This is a genomic window from Schlesneria sp. (assembly GCF_036405755.1).
Lineage (GTDB): Bacteria > Planctomycetota > Planctomycetia > Planctomycetales > Planctomycetaceae > Schlesneria > Schlesneria sphaerica.
Genome location: NZ_DASWWZ010000174.1, coordinates 1 through 15,712, shown reverse-complemented (window position 1 = coordinate 15,712; position 15,712 = coordinate 1). Strand labels below are relative to the sequence as shown.

Genomic DNA, 15,712 nt, shown 5'->3' with positions numbered 1-15,712 from the left:
TGTTACAAATCAATCACCCGTGAAGCCGGCGGTCGCGAAACGGTCTGAACCGACCCCGTCCCAGGTGATCGAACCGACCCCGCCCGACGTAAATTGGCAGGTCCGCCGCGTTGACTCCCTCTCCAAATCGGAATTTGAAGCTCTGGAACGACTGGCTTTCGACTACGGAGAATCGCCAGAATCGTATCTAGCGGTGGAACCGGAACGATATTGCATCCTGTCTCCCGATCATACGGCAGCTTTATCCGTGATCCCTGCGGGACGTTTTCTGCACTGCTCGGGGGGGATTCTCGCAGCCCCGGAAAATCGAAGTCAGTTTGTTCGACAGTTAAGCGACTGGGCGAAGAAGAACAAGCGGGTTGTCGCCTGTTATTCCATTGGTGAGCAAGATCGACCGCACTTTGAGGCGGCGAACTGGGAAGTGTCGAAGTTTGGGGAAGATACTCTTCTTGATCTCGACACACTCAAATGGTCCGGAAAACCCTATGAGTGGGTGCGTAGACAATCCAATTTTTGTCAGCGAATGGGGTTGGTCGCCCGGGAAATCCACCCGGAAAAGCTGGACAAAGAAACTTGGACAAAGCTGAAGGGGGAGCTCTTCGAGGTTTTACGGGACGACCTGAAAGACCGCTTTTACGATCGAGAAATCAATCTTCTCGTCGGTAAACTGCAACCCGATAACCTGCTCCGTCGTCGGCTTTTTGTCGCGGAAAATTCTCAGACGGAACGGATCGAAGCTTTCATCGTCGGAAATCCCATGCGAGGAGGGAATTCGTTAGCGCTGGAGATGTTCCGCAAGCGAAGTGATGCGACGCGCGGAGCGATTCCGTTTCTGGTCAAAGACGTGCTGGACAAACTGCGAACAGAAGGGGTTAGACAGGCTTCACTCTCGCTGCTGATCTGGAAGGGGAGCCGTGAATACACCGGCAATCGCTCTAGCGCGATCTTGCGTTTTGGACTGTTTGCCGGAGATCACCTTGGGAATTTACTCTATAGCACTCAGGGGCTGACCCACTTTAAGACCCGGTTTCGGCCCGAATTGTCGAACTGTTACCTCTGTGTTTCGACACAAACTTCGATCCTGTCGGTCCTGAGCTTCATGTACACCATCGGTGCCTTCCGATTCTCCATCCGCAACGCGGTCAAGTCGATAAGGCACTCGATTACACGCAGTCTGACGCGCAAGAAATCGGACGAATCGTGAATTCTGTGAATTCACGACTGTGACAGCCGTCCTGGAACAATCCTGCACCCTCATGGCATCGTGACCCCTCCCGCTGGGCAGTAGCGGACATCTGTTGAAACTCTGGATTGGGGACGGGGCGCCCGACTATCGCCAGAGCACGTGCAGCCGTTTCAGTGGGGGCAATTTTTGAGCATCCTCGGCCCAGGTGACGAGGACGTGCGATTGCGGTAACTGGTAATACCAGCCGCGCCGGAGGAAGAGACCTGCGGGATGATCTCCCACACGCAGTTTCAGAACAAAGGCGGCCCCTTCCTGCTGAAGGGCCAGTAGTGCAGCATCGACGAGACTGTTTCGATCACTTGAGGCCAGGTCCGAGACCACGACCAGATCCAGGATCCCGACCGGGACCTTGTTCCTTCCGACAATCGGCAGAATGTGAAACGTAACGAACCCTTTTACTTCGCCGTCGACCTCGGCCACGAGAGATTTGCTGAAGCCGTGCAGACCGAGTTGTCGGCTGAGCGTCTCTTCGTTCCAGACGATTCTCAGGTCACAGTGGGAAGTCGCGCGATCCACCAGAGCCAGGCAGGTCGTAACATCGTCTGTCCGCACCGGTCGGATTGTCAGGGATGGTCGCGAGTCAACTTTGGGGGGAGGAATCAGTGGACTGACAATGGTCGTGAGGCCACTTTCCCAACGATTCAGGTTCCACTCAGCAGTCGCTTTGGAATCGAGAATACGGATCCAGAATCCGGCGCTGCGGATCGGGGTAGTATTGTCTGTTTGCGACTTCAGCCAGAACCGGGATGCCAGGGAGGCCCGGTGACCGAAGTAGGCAAAGCCAAGTTGAAATCGTAGCTTCCGGTCACGGTGGAAGGCCCGCGACCCCCGATTCAGTGCACTGCCGACTCCCTGTCCCCGAAATTCCGGAGAAACGCTCAGCCAGCTTGCCTGAGAACCCGTAAACACATCCTTCCCGATGGCAAACTGCATCGGAAAGTGAAGGACCACACCAGCCAGTTTTGCTCCCCGATATGCAGCAATCAGATGACAGCGACGCTGCGGATCATCCATCTGCAACTGCCAGCGGAAATAGTCAGCCCCCCAGTGAGGAACCAGCATTCGTCCCTCGTACGTGGCACACCACTGCTGGAAGACGAAGTCCGACAACTCCTCGGCGGTTCCATCGAATGACCTAACTTCGAGCATTCCTTTTCCCGATCCCTGGCCCGTATCTACAGAACATCAACGAATCAATAATCCGTTCAACACCAGGTCGAGGTGTGCCTTAACGAATTTTGGTAAATCCAACGGCGAAATTTTCTCGAATGTCATCCGCCAGACAGAGGCAAGGATGACCGGTCCGACAACCACGCGAGGTTCGAGGAGTGCGGGGCAAGCCCGAAATTCACCTGCGTCACGGCCGTTCTCCAGAAGTGTACGCAGCAATTTTTCGGCAAATTGCAGCACTTCGCGATAATAGAATTCGACCAGTTCTGGAAACTGGCCACCTTCGGAGATGAGAACTTTAATCACGACCCGGCGATCCGGAACATCCACCAGTTCGCGGTAAAGACTCTCAAGGACCACACACAGCAAGTCCGCGGCCGAACCCTGTCTGACATGCAGCAGATCGTTCAGTTTGGAAAAAACGGGACTGACGTTAGCGCGAACAATCTCTTCAAAAATCTCTTGCTTCGTCTTGTAGTAAAGGTAAACCGTCCCTTTGGCGACGCCCGCGCGTGTCGCGATCTCTTGCACCTGGGCTGCCGCAAACCCTTTCTCCGTGAAGACAGAAACGGCCGCTGCCAGGATTTCCTGCGGTCTGGCTTCCTTACGTCGTTGCCGTTTTCGGACTTCGGTCATGCGCTCCACCTGGCTGCGTTATTGTGTTGGAACAGGCTACCATAAATTCCGCGTCAGTTCGCGTCAGGAATGGCCCTTTCTCGGCGCGAACGACGTGGTTATTCCGCTTGACAAATAATGACTTGAAGGTCACTATTCTCTTTAGTGACCGTTTAGTCATTATTGAGAGGCGGCTGTCTGACGCAGTCGACACAATCATGTCAGCCCTTCCAAGTCTTCCACAGACCAGCGCAAGCCCTTCAGAGAAAATTACTTCTGCGAATGAAGATTCTCCGGTTCGCCTGACGCTTCTCTCGGTTGAACGGCAAGATCGCGGGGCTCGACACGGTTCACGCGACACCTGGATCGTGGCGAGTCTCATCGTTTTTACTCTCACGGCGACCGGGATCTGGTTTCTTCGGTCTCCCAATCTGAGAGGTGAGACGCTCGCAAAAGTTCCTGGCAACAACTCGGCCGTTCCTGCTCTACCCCGGATCTACGCTCTCGGGCGGATTGAGCCCACAGGGGAAGTTATCGCTGTCGCAGGTCCAGACGGGGCCAGCGCGGCGCGCATTCGGCGAATGGACGTCAAAGAAGGTGACACTGTTGAGGCGGATCGGATCCTCGCGGTGTTCGATAACGAAGAACGACTGCTGGCGGAACGGCAGACAGCCGAGCGACGGGTGCGCCGGGCAGAAGCCGTCGTGGCACAAACGAGACGACTGGTCGAGTCCACCCGACGGGAATTACTTGCTTCACTGGAAATTGCCCGCGCGACACTCGTGAACGACCGACGTGTGCTGGAACGACTGACTCGGCTGGACCGGAGCAACTCCACGACAAAATCGGATCTGGAACTGGCACAGCTACAGGCGGAATCGTCGCAGCAAAAGATCGTCGAAATTCAGTCCCGGCTCATTCATTATGAAGCCGAGCCGGGTGAGGAACCCGTCGATGTCCTGGTGGCGCTCGAAGATCTGGAGGTTGCAAAGGGATCGCTCCGGGAGGCGGAAACGCGATTGGAACAGGCTTACTTACGGGCTCCCGTCGCCGGAACAGTGCTTGATCTTCATAAGCGAGCGGGTGAGCCCGTCGGCTCGGGCCCGATTCTGGATTTTGGTGCCACAGAAAAAATGGATGTTCGGATCGACGTGTACGAGACCGATGCCCAGCGGATTCGGATTGGCCAGTCGGTGTGGCTCAATTCTTCGGCGCTGGCGCACTCGCTTCAGGGAGACGTTTCGCGGATTTCGCCCCTTGTGAAGCGGCAGTCCATTGTCGACGCGACGCCCGCAGCGAATACCGATGCACGTGTGATCGAAGTCGTGGTTCGCCTGAGCGACGAGGCCAGCGAGGTGGCCCGCAAATATATTGGGCTGCAGGTTCGGGCGGAGTTCGTACCGTGACCCCGTTTCTCACGCGTCTGATGGGACGCCTCCCCATCGGCTGGCTGCAACTGAAGCACAATCGGACCCGGTTGCTGGCCGCTGTAGGAGGTGTGACGTTTGCAAACGTCCTGATCTTCATGCAACTGGGATTCATGAACGCCCTGTTTGAGACCAGCGTCATCACGCACCGGAATCTGGTTGCGGACATCGTGCTTGTCAGCAGTGATTTTCGCTCACTACGGGAAGCCAACCCCCTTCCTCGGACGCGGATGTACCAGGCGATGGCGATTCCCGGTGTGACAGAAGCCACTCCGGTTTTCATGTCAACGATGATGTGGACCGATCCCGCGACGGGTGATACCACAAACTTTCGCGTGATCGGGATCGTTCCGTCCGGAGAAGTTTTCCTCGATGAAAAGTTGCAGCAGCAAGTTCCACTCTTACGCGAACCCGATAGTGCGATCGTCGATCGTCGTACGAGGGATTTCCGTCGCGAAATTGAAACTGTGATTCAGGAGCAGGGGGAGTATCTGATTGAATCGAGCGGTCGTCAGCTTTCACTGCGGGGCGTCTTTTCACATGGTGCTTCCTTCGATGTGGATGGATTGCTGATCGTTTCCGAGCAGACATTTCTCAGTCTGTTTCCCAAGCGGGCCGCCGGAACACCGACAGTGGTTCTACTGAAGTGTGCTTCGGGAACCGACCCTCTGGCGATTGCTCGCCAGATCGACCAGCACTTCCCCGAACGGGATGTGCTTGCGCTGACAAAGCAGGAATTCATTGACGCCGAACAGAACTACCAGTCGCGGCAGACACCGATTGGTTTCGTGTTTGGTTTCGGAGTCGCCATCGGTGTGATCGTGGGACTGGTGATGGTCTATCAGGTGCTGTCGACCGACGTGCAGGACCATCTTGCGGAATATGCAACTTTGAAAGCAATTGGGTATTCCCCCCGGTACTTTCTGGGAATCGTGTTCGAGGAGGCTGTTTGTCTGGCCACTCTGGGATTTGTTCCCGGGCTGTGTGTTTCACTGGTCCTGTACGCGGTGGCAGCTCGCGCAACGGCGCTGCCCATAGCGATGACCTGGTCTCGCCCCCTCTTCGTGCTGTTGCTGACGGCCGTGATGTGCGTGTTTTCCGGAGCCGTGGCGACCCGGCGACTCAACTCGGCAGACCCCGCGGATCTGTTCTAAGGGAGGCGACCGATGACTCTGGCTTCTGAAATCCTGGGAATGTCTGCAGCGGCGATTGAAGTTCGCGGCCTTTGCCACTCGTTTGGCAAAGGGGAGGCGCAAGTCCGTGTCCTGCACCATGTCGATCTGACCATTCAGCGTGGGGAAGTCATCATCCTCATGGGCCCTTCCGGTTCCGGGAAGACAACGTTGATGACGCTGATCGGCTGTCTGAGGTCGATCGAAGCAGGCTCGGTCAAGCTCCTGGGGCAGGAATTGAACGGAGCCGATGCCCGCACGTTGACCGAAATGCGTCGGCGACTTGGCTTTATTTTTCAGGCCCATAATCTCCACCGCAGCCTGACGGCGCTCGAGAATGTCCGCATGGGTCTGGAGGTCCATGGCAAAGCGGGCATGCAGAATTGGTATGCCGCCTGCGAACAGGCGTTGAGGCTCGTCAATCTGGAGCAGAGACTCGATTTTCTGCCAGAGAAGCTTTCGGGAGGACAAAAACAGCGGGTCGCCGTGGCGCGCGCCCTGGTGGGGAATCCTGACATCGTGATTGCCGATGAACCGACGGCGGCACTTGATCGGGAAAATGGGCGGCTGGTGGTGGAATTGCTCCGCGATCTGGCACATCACCGGGGGACCACGGTTTTGCTGGTGACGCACGATCATCGGATCCTGGACGCGGCGGATCGCATTATTCGTATGGAGGAGGGTCGCGTCGTTGACGCTGTGCAGTCGACGGAGGAACTCGTACTCGAAGACGCGCCAGCCTAGTTCGCTGTGTTGTGGATTTGTTGTTTTGCTGAGAAGTGAACTGACAACTCGTCGGTGTTTCGCAGTTTGTTTCTCTGCACCTGCGTGCAAGTCGGCACCAGCGGGCAGGACTGATATTTATCGCCCGGCTTTTCCTGCGCGTTGTGATTCGAGTATGTTGCGGAACTCTTTCGCCGCCACCGTTGACCTTTGGGGCTGAAAGTCTTCCTGTCCCGTTCGTATAGAGTTTTTCTTGATGTCAAGCACTGAATTTGAGGGGTTGATACGCCAGTGGGAAGCAGGGCAGATGAGTTTATCCCACCTGGAGACTCAACTTCGCTCTGTCCTGGCGGCGACCGCAGTGACAGCGGATGTCCAGATCGACATGGACCGGGAGCGACGTTGCGGCTTTCCTGAAGTTGTCTATGGACCGGGAAAAACTCCCGCGGCGATTCGGGACGTCTTTCTGAAGCAGCAGACCGCCGGTCAGAACTCGTTTGCGACGCGGGTGACTGTCGAACAGGCCGAATTCGTCATGCGTGATCTGCCGACAGCCATTCATAACCCTGTCGCCAGAACGCTGACTCAGCGGAACCGGGATCCCGAGATTCAGGGACGCGTTATCGTCGTATCGGCAGGGACCAGTGACCGTCCGATCGCGGAAGAGGCACTTGAGACCTGCCGCTGGATGGGATGCGAGACCGACCTGGTGCTCGATATTGGTGTTGCCGGTCCGCAGCGGCTGCTGGCGCAGCGCCATCGATTGGCGCACGGGGATGCCATCGTCGTCGTGGCAGGAATGGAAGGGGCACTTCCTTCGGTCGTGGCCGGGTGGGTGAGTGTCCCCGTCATCGCGGTTCCGACCAGCGTCGGCTACGGGGCTCATCTGGGGGGGATCGCTCCTCTGCTGGGGATGCTCAACAGTTGTGCTGCGAATGTCGCTGTCGTCAATATCGACGCTGGCTTTAAGGGTGGGTATCTCGCCAGTCTCATCGCCCGGAAGCCAGGGGATGCCACAAAGACCGCCGGATGAGTACAATCTGACTGCGGGCTGACGCGTGCCGGCAGCAGGATCCTTGGATCCTCTCGACGGTCACGCAGACGGAAACTGCTCGGCCGATGCCTGAAGGATGCGACAGGATTCTATTTGCAAAAGGGACTTGATGGCTGATTTCACCGCTCTGCAGCTTGTCAATTCGTTGCCAGCCGCACCTGCGCGAAGCGATGACGCCCACAAAGGAGATTGTGGGCGAGCCTTGCTGATCGCGGGCAGTCGAGGGATGAGTGGTGCGGCCTGCCTGTCCTCAACGGCAGCACTCCGTGGAGGAGCCGGGCTGGTGACCGTCGCGGTTCCCGAATCGATCCTCTCGATTGTCGCGGGATATGAACCCTCTTACATGACGATCGGACTGCCGGAAGATGCGGAAGGGAGGCTTTCCAACGCCGCTCCGCAAAAATTAGCCGAGGTGCTGTCGCGGCAGAACGCGGTCGCCGTCGGGCCAGGGCTCAGTCAATCCGCCGGGCTGCTCGATGTAGTCACGCACCTGTATACGACTCTGACGCAACCGGCGGTCTTCGATGCGGACTCGTTAAACATCCTGGCGAAGCGGCCGTACGTCCTTCCGCGGACCAGTGAGGCTGCTGCGAGAATTCTGACGCCGCACCCGGGAGAGTTCTCTCGTCTGACCGGTTGGGATATCGAGACAATTCAGCAGAATCGGCAACAACATGCCGCGGAATTCGCAAAGCGGAATGGTCTGATCGTCGTACTGAAGGGACAGAACACGGTCATCACCGATGGGACTCGTGTCGCAATCAACGCCACCGGGAACAGTGCGATGGCGACCGGGGGGACGGGAGACGTCCTGACGGGAGTGCTGGTTGCCTTGCTGGCGCAAGGGATGGCACCCTTTGAGGCCGCTCAATTTGGAGTTCATCTGCATGGCCTGGCAGGGGACATCGCTGCGGAGGAAAACTCGAAGATCGGTCTGATCGCCTCGGACTTACTTCGTTACATTCCGCGCGCGTGGCGGGATCTGGGGAGATAGTCGATCCCTCTGTCGGTACGCGAGACAAGCTTAGCGGATAGACAGGAGCAGCCGAGCCATTCTCCGACGCGATTTGCACGGTTCTATCCCATTCGCGACCGGAAAAACCAGTCGATGCCGCGCCTGCCGTTGCACTTCCGTCCTCCATTTCGCATCGCCCGTTGGGAACCCACGGCCCCGTAACGCTGCCTCTCTTTCCATGGTTCGATCGCGTCCCTGATCGCGGAATCAGGATCGAATCCAATTTTGCAGAGGCCGGCCGAATGCAATCAGCAAACGTTTATCTATAATTGCGGATAGACTCGTTGAGTCGGCCGACGCCTGTTCGCGTTCCTGATGCACGACGTGAGATTTCGATGATACGACCACTGTTTTCGAATTTTCCGACAAGCCCCCTCGACACGTCATTCAACACCAGGGGGCGTCCCATGGAAACGGAATCGCTCTCACGGTCGGCAATGCTGGCGGGAGTCATCTGTTCGTTCGGGCTGTTCCTCGTTTCAACTGCGCAAGCGGATGATGGAGGCCAGTTCTTTGAATCAGAAGTTCGTCCGGTGCTGGTGGAACATTGTCAGCGGTGCCACGGGGCGAAAAAGCAGGAAGCCGGGCTCCGGCTGGATTCCCGCGACGCCCTGCTCAAGGGTGGCGACAACGGTGCTGCGATCGTGCCCGGTGATGCCAACGCCAGCCTGCTGATTCTGGCGGTCAAGCACCTGGGCGATACGCAAATGCCTCCCAACGGCAAGCTGACGGACAAGCAGATCGCGGCGCTTGAGCATTGGGTGCAGGCAGGAGCACCGTGGCCGGCAGCACTGGAAACCGTCGGCGAATCGCTGGCGGACGTGCATCGTCGCCACTGGGCATTCCAACCTGTTACGAACCCCGCCGTCCCGGATGTGAAAGAGAGCACCTGGGAACGGACACCGATTGACCGCTTCGTCCTGGCGCGTCTGGAAGCGAATGGTTTGTCACCGTCACCCGCCGCTGATCGTCGCACACTGATTCGTCGACTGTCGATGGATTTGACCGGCTTGCCTCCCACTCCCGAGCGAGTTGATGCATTTGTGAATGATCCAGCAGAAGATGCCTACGAGAAACTCGTAGAAGAACTTCTCGACTCACCTCATTATGGGGAGCAGTGGGCAAGGCACTGGCTCGACGTGGCTCGTTACTCGGACACGAAAGGCTATGTGTACGCACGGGAAGAGCGATTCTGGGTCCACGCCCCCGCTTATCGCGACTGGGTGGTTCAGGCCTTCAATCGTGACCTCCGTTACGATCAGTTTCTCTTGCTTCAGATCGCCGCGGATCAGGTGGCACCCAATAACTTGAGTGCTCAGGCGGCGATGGGCTTCCTGACGCTGGGCCGACGTTTTCTGGGCGTCACGCACGAAATCATCGACGACCGAATCGACGTCGTGACCCGTGGAACAATGGGATTGACGGTCGCATGTGCCCGTTGCCACGATCACAAATATGATCCGATTCCAACGGCCGATTATTACTCACTCTACGGCGTCTTCCTGAACTCGACGGAACGTTTGCAGGCGATTGCCGAACCGCCAGTCCGCGATGAGGCGTACGAAGCGTTTGATGAAGAGCTTCAGAAACGCCGCCAGCAACTGCACGACACGCTGCAGCAGAAGCGGACCGAGGCATCTGATCGGGTCCGCGAGCGGGTGACGGATTATCTCGTCGCGCAAACGGAACTGTCGAAATATCCTGAAGAGGGTTTCGATCAGGTACTAGCGGTTACGGATGTGATTCCGACATTTGTCCGGCGCTGGGAAGCCTGGCTCGCTCTGGAAACGCGGATTCAAGACCCCATCTTCGGACCATGGCGACGATTTGCCGCGTTAAAGGCTGACGAATTTGCTGAACAATCGCCGCTGATCGTAAAGGCTCTCAACGACGAACCCGCCCTGGTAAACAGTAAAGTTCTGTCTGCGCTCTCACGTCCTCCCGCGACCATGCGTGAAGTCGCAGAACGGTATGGAACTTTGCTTCAGGCCGTGAATCGGGATTGGAAACTCCATCTGGAAAAGGGGAAGGCGGCGGGATCGGCTGAGCCTGCCGCGTTCGATCTTTCTGAGGATGAATCGCTGCGACAAGTCCTTTTTGCGCCCGGTTCCCCCTGTCTTGTTCCGAATGAACCCATTGTTTCGACGGAAGGCTATTTCGACAGTGGCTCTGTGACCGAACTGTGGAGATTGCAGGGGGAGGTGGATCGCTGGCTGATTCAGTCACCTCTCGCTCCCGCTCATGCCGTCACCCTCGTCGATCGGGAATTAATCCGCCCTGCACGGATCTTCCGAAGGGGAAATCCTGCTAATCGCGGGGCCGAAGTGCAGCGCCATTTCGTCTCCGTCGTCGCGGGATCGGAACCAGCTCCGTTTCAACAGGGAAGCGGACGCAGGGAACTCGCTCAGGCGATTATCGATCCACAGAATCCACTCACCGCACGAGTCTGGGTGAATCGTGTCTGGCAGGGGCATTTTGGATCGGGTCTCGTAAAGACCTCCAGTGATTTCGGGATACGAGCTGAGCCACCCAGCCATCCGGAACTGCTGGACTGGTTGGCCCGGCAACTGATCGCCAACGAATGGAGCACCAAGCACCTGCACCGCCTGATCGTCCTGTCCAGCACCTATCGGCAGCAGTCTCTCGGGACGGACGATCAAGCACCGCAAGCTGCTGGGGGAACTAATACTGCGGGACTGGCGCGTGCCATGCAGGTTGACCCTGAAAATCGACTTCTCTGGAGAATGAATACGCGTCGTCTGTCGTTTGAAGAGTTCCGCGACAGCTTGTTGATGGCTGCGGGACGGCTCGACTTACAAATGGGGGGGCGTGCGAGCGACCTGTTCGCAACGGAAGGGACCGCTCACCGCAGGCGTACCCTGTACGGCTTAATTGATCGCCAGTTCCTGGCAGCGACGCTGCGTGTCTTCGATTTCGCGAACCCTGATCTCCACATTCCGCTGCGAAGCGAAACGACCGTTCCCCAGCAGGCCCTGTTTGCTCTGAACCATCCTTTTGTGGCCCAACAGGCCAGAAGTCTGGTGGAACGAGTCAATCACGACGGAGTGACTGATCCCGCAGAGAAAATTCGCCGGCTGTATCGGACTGTATTTCAGCGGCAGCCTACCCCCGGACAGTTGGAAAGGGCTCTGGCCTTTCTTGCGGTCGACGGAGAAGAGATCGCTGCTGCCGTCAGTCCGGAGTCACTGGCCTGGCAGTACGGCTATGGCCGCTATGACGAAGCGGCGAAAATTTTGACGAACTTTCAGCCTCTGCCTTATTTCAATGGGGCGGCCTGGCAGGGGGGGACTCAATGGCCCGACGCGGCCCTGGGTTGGGTGCAGGTAACGGCCTCAGGTGGGCATCCCGGGAATAATCTGGACCACTGCGCGGTGCGACGCTGGACCGCACCTCATGACGGAACATTCTCTGTGGAATCAACCGCTGCTCATGAGGTCGCCGCAGGAAATGGAATTCGTTGTTCCATCATTTCCAGCCGACAGGGATCGCTCGCGTCGATTCCCCTCCACAATGCCCGGCAGAAAATGGACATTGAATCGATCGAGCTGAAAAAGGGGGACTCGCTCGATTTCGTCGTGGATATCAATGGAGAATTGAACAGCGACCAATACCTCTGGTCCCCCGTTGTCCGGCATCGATCTGCGGGGAGCGAAGCCGCAAACATGCCGGAAGCCGTCTGGGATGCCCAGCGGGATTTTACTGGGCCGTTGCCATCGCTGCTGAGCAACCTTGAACAGTTAGCCCAGGTGCTCTTGATTGCCAACGAACTGATGTTTGTCGACTGAGACTCGGTTGATTGCCCTGTGCTGCTTCGCGAAGATAGCCGCCAGAGGCAAGTTTAAGAGCGACGCTTAGTCAGAGGTGTCCCGCGAACTGGGACGCTCAAGGAACCGCAATGAAAACTCAAAATGTATTGATCGATGGAGAATGGCGGGCTTCGACCGGCACGAAAACATTCCAGGCGATTAATCCAAAGACAACCCAGGCCCTTTCCGAGTCTTATCCAGTAAGTCCCTGGGCCGAAGTGGAAACGGCGATCAATGCCGCAGCTAAAGCGGCCGAAGCGGTGCGGGGCTGGAACGGTTCTCGCTTTGCCGATTTTCTGGACGCTTACGCTGACCAGATCGAAGCGCGAACTTCGGAACTCGTGACGCTGGCGAATCTGGAAACCGGCCTTGCGGTCCAGCCACGACTTCAGGATGTCGAACTTCCCCGTACGACGAATCAACTTCGTCAGGCGGCCAAAGCCGCCCGCGACGGCTCATGGGTTGAAGCCACCATCGACAGCGGGAGTAACATCCGTTCCCTGCTGGGGCCGATCGGGCCGGTTGTGGTGTTTGGACCGAACAACTTCCCTTTCGCGTTCAATGGGATCTCGGGCGGGGATTTCGCGGCAGCGGTCGCAGCAGGAAACCCGGTGATTGCCAAGGGGCATTCGTCTCATCCCGGCACTACCCGCATTTTTGCGGAAGCGGCCCACGAAGCCGCGAAAGCCACCGGAATGCCCGCAGGGTTTGTCCAGTTGATCTATCGCATCGATCATAGTGATGGCGTGAAGCTCGCGTCACATCCTTCTGTCGGCGCGATCGGGTATACAGGTGCCCGCTCGGCAGGAATGGTCCTGAAAGAGGCCGCTGATAAAGTCGGTAAGCCGATCTACCTCGAGCTTTCCAGCATCAATCCCGTCTATTTTCTGCCCGGGGCACTGAAAGAGAAGGGGGCAGCCCTCTCGGAACAGTTCGCGACGAGTTGTCTGATGGCCGTCGGGCAGTTCTGTACCAACCCCGGACTGGTCATTGCTCTGGCAGGACCCGAGACCGAAGCGTTTATCAAGGAGACGGCGGAACGTTTCTCGGCCGCCCCCGTGGGGACGCTGTTGAGCGAAGGGGTTCAGAAGAACCTTCATTCCGGTATTCAGACGCTGGTCAAGAATGGAGCCCAACTGCTGGCGGGTGGTGAGAAGGGGGGCGGAACAGGATTCTGTTGCCAGAACACCCTGCTGCGAGTCACCGGAAAACAGTTCATTCACAACCCTGAGTCGCTTCAGACGGAAGCCTTCGGGAACGAATCGTTGATCGTCGTCGCAGCTAACGAAGAAGAACTCCTGGCCGTCACCCGCTGTCTTGAGGGAAATCTCACCGGCAGTCTCTATACCGCGACGGATGGATCGGACGACCCCCTCTATGACCGGGTTGCGTCGATTCTCCGCCAGAAAGTCGGTCGACTTCTCAATGACAAGATGCCGACCGGCGTCGCCGTGGTCCCTTCCATGAATCATGGTGGGCCGTTCCCGGCGACCGGCCATCCTGGATTCACCGCCGTCGGCATCCCGTCGTCGATCCGACGATTTGCGATGCTGCAATGCTATGACGGTGTGCGACCACACCGTCTGCCTGCCCCTCTGCGAAATGCCAATCCAACGGGAACGATGTGGCGGCGGATTGACGGGCAGTGGAGCCAGGGAAATGTTCCCGAGGCGTCCAACTGAAGCCAGTACAGGACCCACCGGGACATCGGTCCCGGTGGGACGCATCTCTTCAATGGTCAGACGCGGGTGCGAGTCCATCGCCCCGCGACATACCGCCACGTGATCAGCACGCAACGTAACAGGTTGTCGGCCCCCATTCCGATCCAGGCGCCCAGCAGTCCCATCTGCCAGTAGACTCCGCACAGGTAGCCAATCGAAACTCGAACAAAGACGTTCCCCAGCAACGCGCAGTAGAGCGGAAATTTCGTGTCCCCCGCACCACGCAGTGCATTCATGTAAACAATGAGCAGCGCGTTCGGGACCTGATAGAGGGCCATCATGCGGAATGCGGGGACCCCTGCGACCGACACCGCCACATCCGCGTGCATCATCGCGAAGATCTGTTGTGCGAAGACGAAGAAAATGACGGACATCAGTGCCGCATAGCCGATGCACTGGCGCACGGCTTCGTGCCCTGCCTGTTTGGCTCGTTCCAATTGACCGGCCCCCAGCGATTGTCCGACCAGCGTCGCTGCGGCGATTCCAAAGGCTTCGACTGGTAAATAGGACATGGACTCGATCCGGATACCGACCACATGCGCGGCGAATGTTGCTCCGTCAAAGCCCAACGGAGACAGCCGGGCAATCACCATGAGAAAGGCAAAATGACCGATGAATGTGCAGAGTCCTCCCAATGCTGCGGGGCCGCCGATTCGAAGGATCCGCCAGATCGTTTCACGATGAAATTCCAGGTCCGAGCGGATCAGTCGCAACGTTGCGGGCCTGCTGAACAGGATGCAGGTGATTGCCGCTGCACCGCAGATGTGCGAAATCACCGTGCCGATGACAATTCCTTTGACGCCCAGCGCGGGGACCAGCACCTGCGCTGTTTCCCCTACGACGAAGCCGAAAGTGCACGTCGAGGAAACGATAATGTTGACGACGTTCGTCAGAACAAGGACTTTGAGTGGCGTGACCATGTCGCCCGCTCCGCGCAGTCCTGCCGCGGCGATCAGCGTCCATCCAGCGAAGAACTGGCCGCAGGCGTCGTAGCGAAGATATTCGACTGCAATCCGAAGCTGCTCACCTTCCATTTTCAGAAGCTGAGGAAAGCCAGTGGCCATCAACTGAAGAATCAGGAAGATGATCAGGCCGATCAGTGGCGTCATCGCCAGGGAACGACCCAGGATGCGACGAGCTTTCTCGTGTTCGCCGGCACCCCATTCACGGGCAACAATCGCGGAGGTACCGATGCCGACTAGGCTGAACATCATCGATGCCAGCCACGAGACGTAGGCCGACAATCCAATCGCCGCCGTTTCTGTTTTTCCCAGCCGGCCCGAGAGAAAGACATCGAAGAAGCCGACGCAGAATGTCAGAACCTGTTCGCAGAGAACCGGGATCGCCAAAGAAAACAATTGACGACGGAGATTGTTCGTCGCCAGTGAACCCGCAGAAGCGGGTGAATCATCCATGATCTCTAACTCGAGTTCGTGTTGTCCATCTCGAAAGCCAAAAGCCTGAGTATGTTAGGTCGGGCCGTTCCGGCTGTCAAAACCCGTTGTTGAGGCCCCGCCTGTTTCTTCGCCGGCTGAGACCAAATGGGGTCACGACCGCTTCCGGTGGTGAGCCTGTCGAGTGGCGTCTCTCCTGAACTTTGTGGTACTCCCGAGGGCACCGGTGGCAGTGGAAGCTTCTCAACAGGAGTAGTGGCACGGGTTGCTCTGATGTATTTGACGGAGAAGCTGGTCTAGGGTGGTACCGCGGGCACTGCTTCGGAGAGGACTCTCGAAGCAGTGGCA

At 57.7% G+C, this 15,712-nt stretch carries 11 protein-coding genes; 8 read left to right on the top strand and 3 right to left on the bottom strand.

The window, feature by feature from the left end; translation table 11 throughout:
- On the top strand, nt 1-1,204 hold a 1,204-nt coding region (locus VGE80_RS05790; protein ID WP_440591989.1), incomplete at its 5' end, for a phosphatidylglycerol lysyltransferase domain-containing protein.
- 126 nt (nt 1,205-1,330) lie between these two features.
- Here the strand turns inward: VGE80_RS05790 and VGE80_RS05785 are convergent.
- Nucleotides 1,331-2,395 (bottom strand): hypothetical protein, encoded by a 1,065-nt coding sequence (locus VGE80_RS05785; RefSeq protein WP_440591988.1) that lies wholly within the window; start codon nt 2,393-2,395, stop codon nt 1,331-1,333.
- 36 nt (nt 2,396-2,431) lie between these two features.
- Nucleotides 2,432-3,052 carry a TetR/AcrR family transcriptional regulator gene (locus VGE80_RS05780; protein WP_373651280.1) on the bottom strand — a complete coding sequence of 207 codons (621 nt, stop codon included), beginning with the start codon at nt 3,050-3,052 and terminating at the stop codon, nt 2,432-2,434.
- A gap of 197 nt (nt 3,053-3,249) precedes the next feature.
- Here VGE80_RS05780 and VGE80_RS05775 point away from each other — a divergent pair, with 197 nt between their 5' ends.
- From VGE80_RS05775 to VGE80_RS05745, 7 genes are all read left to right on the top strand, one after another.
- The gene (locus tag VGE80_RS05775; RefSeq protein WP_373651281.1) at nt 3,250-4,437 is read left to right on the top strand and encodes an HlyD family efflux transporter periplasmic adaptor subunit; all 1,188 of its coding nucleotides are present in this window, start codon (nt 3,250-3,252) and stop codon (nt 4,435-4,437) included.
- A complete protein-coding gene (gene devC, locus VGE80_RS05770) occupies nt 4,434-5,612 on the top strand; it encodes an ABC transporter permease DevC (protein ID WP_373651282.1) in 1,179 nt (392 codons plus the stop codon). Before VGE80_RS05775 ends, devC begins: the two co-directional genes overlap by 4 nt.
- Before the next feature lie 12 nt (nt 5,613-5,624).
- Complete coding sequence (locus VGE80_RS05765; protein WP_440591987.1) at nt 5,625-6,374, top strand: ATP-binding cassette domain-containing protein; 750 nt, start codon at nt 5,625-5,627, stop codon at nt 6,372-6,374.
- 286 nt (nt 6,375-6,660) lie between these two features.
- Nucleotides 6,661-7,386, top strand: a complete 726-nt coding sequence (gene larB, locus VGE80_RS05760; protein WP_440591986.1) for a nickel pincer cofactor biosynthesis protein LarB — start codon at nt 6,661-6,663, stop codon at nt 7,384-7,386.
- Nucleotides 7,387-7,516: 130 nt separating this feature from the next.
- On the top strand, nt 7,517-8,401 hold the full coding sequence (locus VGE80_RS05755; protein ID WP_440591985.1) for an NAD(P)H-hydrate dehydratase: 885 nt from the start codon (nt 7,517-7,519) through the stop codon (nt 8,399-8,401).
- Between the two features lie 428 nt (nt 8,402-8,829).
- A complete protein-coding gene (locus VGE80_RS05750; RefSeq protein ID WP_440591984.1) occupies nt 8,830-12,228 on the top strand; it encodes a DUF1553 domain-containing protein in 3,399 nt (1,132 codons plus the stop codon).
- Between the two features lie 110 nt (nt 12,229-12,338).
- Entirely contained in the window at nt 12,339-13,931 is a 1,593-nt protein-coding gene (locus VGE80_RS05745) for an aldehyde dehydrogenase (NADP(+)) (RefSeq protein ID WP_440591983.1), read from the top strand.
- 56 nt (nt 13,932-13,987) lie between these two features.
- Here VGE80_RS05745 and VGE80_RS05740 read toward each other — a convergent pair whose 3' ends face one another.
- Nucleotides 13,988-15,385, bottom strand: a complete 1,398-nt coding sequence (locus VGE80_RS05740; RefSeq protein ID WP_373651288.1) for an MATE family efflux transporter — start codon at nt 15,383-15,385, stop codon at nt 13,988-13,990.
- Nucleotides 15,386-15,712 lie beyond the last annotated feature (327 nt).

What these genes read in the sequence shown, in the direction of transcription:
- VGE80_RS05785 (WP_440591988.1), bottom strand. Translation starts at nt 2,395, where the DNA reads ATGCTCGAAGTTAGGTCATTCGATGGAACCGCCGAGGAGTTGTCGGAC.
- VGE80_RS05780 (WP_373651280.1), bottom strand. Translation starts at nt 3,052, where the DNA reads ATGACCGAAGTCCGAAAACGGCAACGACGTAAGGAAGCCAGACCGCAG.
- VGE80_RS05775 (WP_373651281.1), top strand. Translation starts at nt 3,250, where the DNA reads ATGTCAGCCCTTCCAAGTCTTCCACAGACCAGCGCAAGCCCTTCAGAG.
- VGE80_RS05765 (WP_440591987.1), top strand. Translation starts at nt 5,625, where the DNA reads ATGACTCTGGCTTCTGAAATCCTGGGAATGTCTGCAGCGGCGATTGAA.
- larB (WP_440591986.1), top strand. Translation starts at nt 6,661, where the DNA reads ATGAGTTTATCCCACCTGGAGACTCAACTTCGCTCTGTCCTGGCGGCG.
- VGE80_RS05755 (WP_440591985.1), top strand. Translation starts at nt 7,517, where the DNA reads ATGGCTGATTTCACCGCTCTGCAGCTTGTCAATTCGTTGCCAGCCGCA.
- VGE80_RS05750 (WP_440591984.1), top strand. Translation starts at nt 8,830, where the DNA reads ATGGAAACGGAATCGCTCTCACGGTCGGCAATGCTGGCGGGAGTCATC.
- VGE80_RS05745 (WP_440591983.1), top strand. Translation starts at nt 12,339, where the DNA reads ATGAAAACTCAAAATGTATTGATCGATGGAGAATGGCGGGCTTCGACC.
- VGE80_RS05740 (WP_373651288.1), bottom strand. Translation starts at nt 15,385, where the DNA reads ATGGATGATTCACCCGCTTCTGCGGGTTCACTGGCGACGAACAATCTC.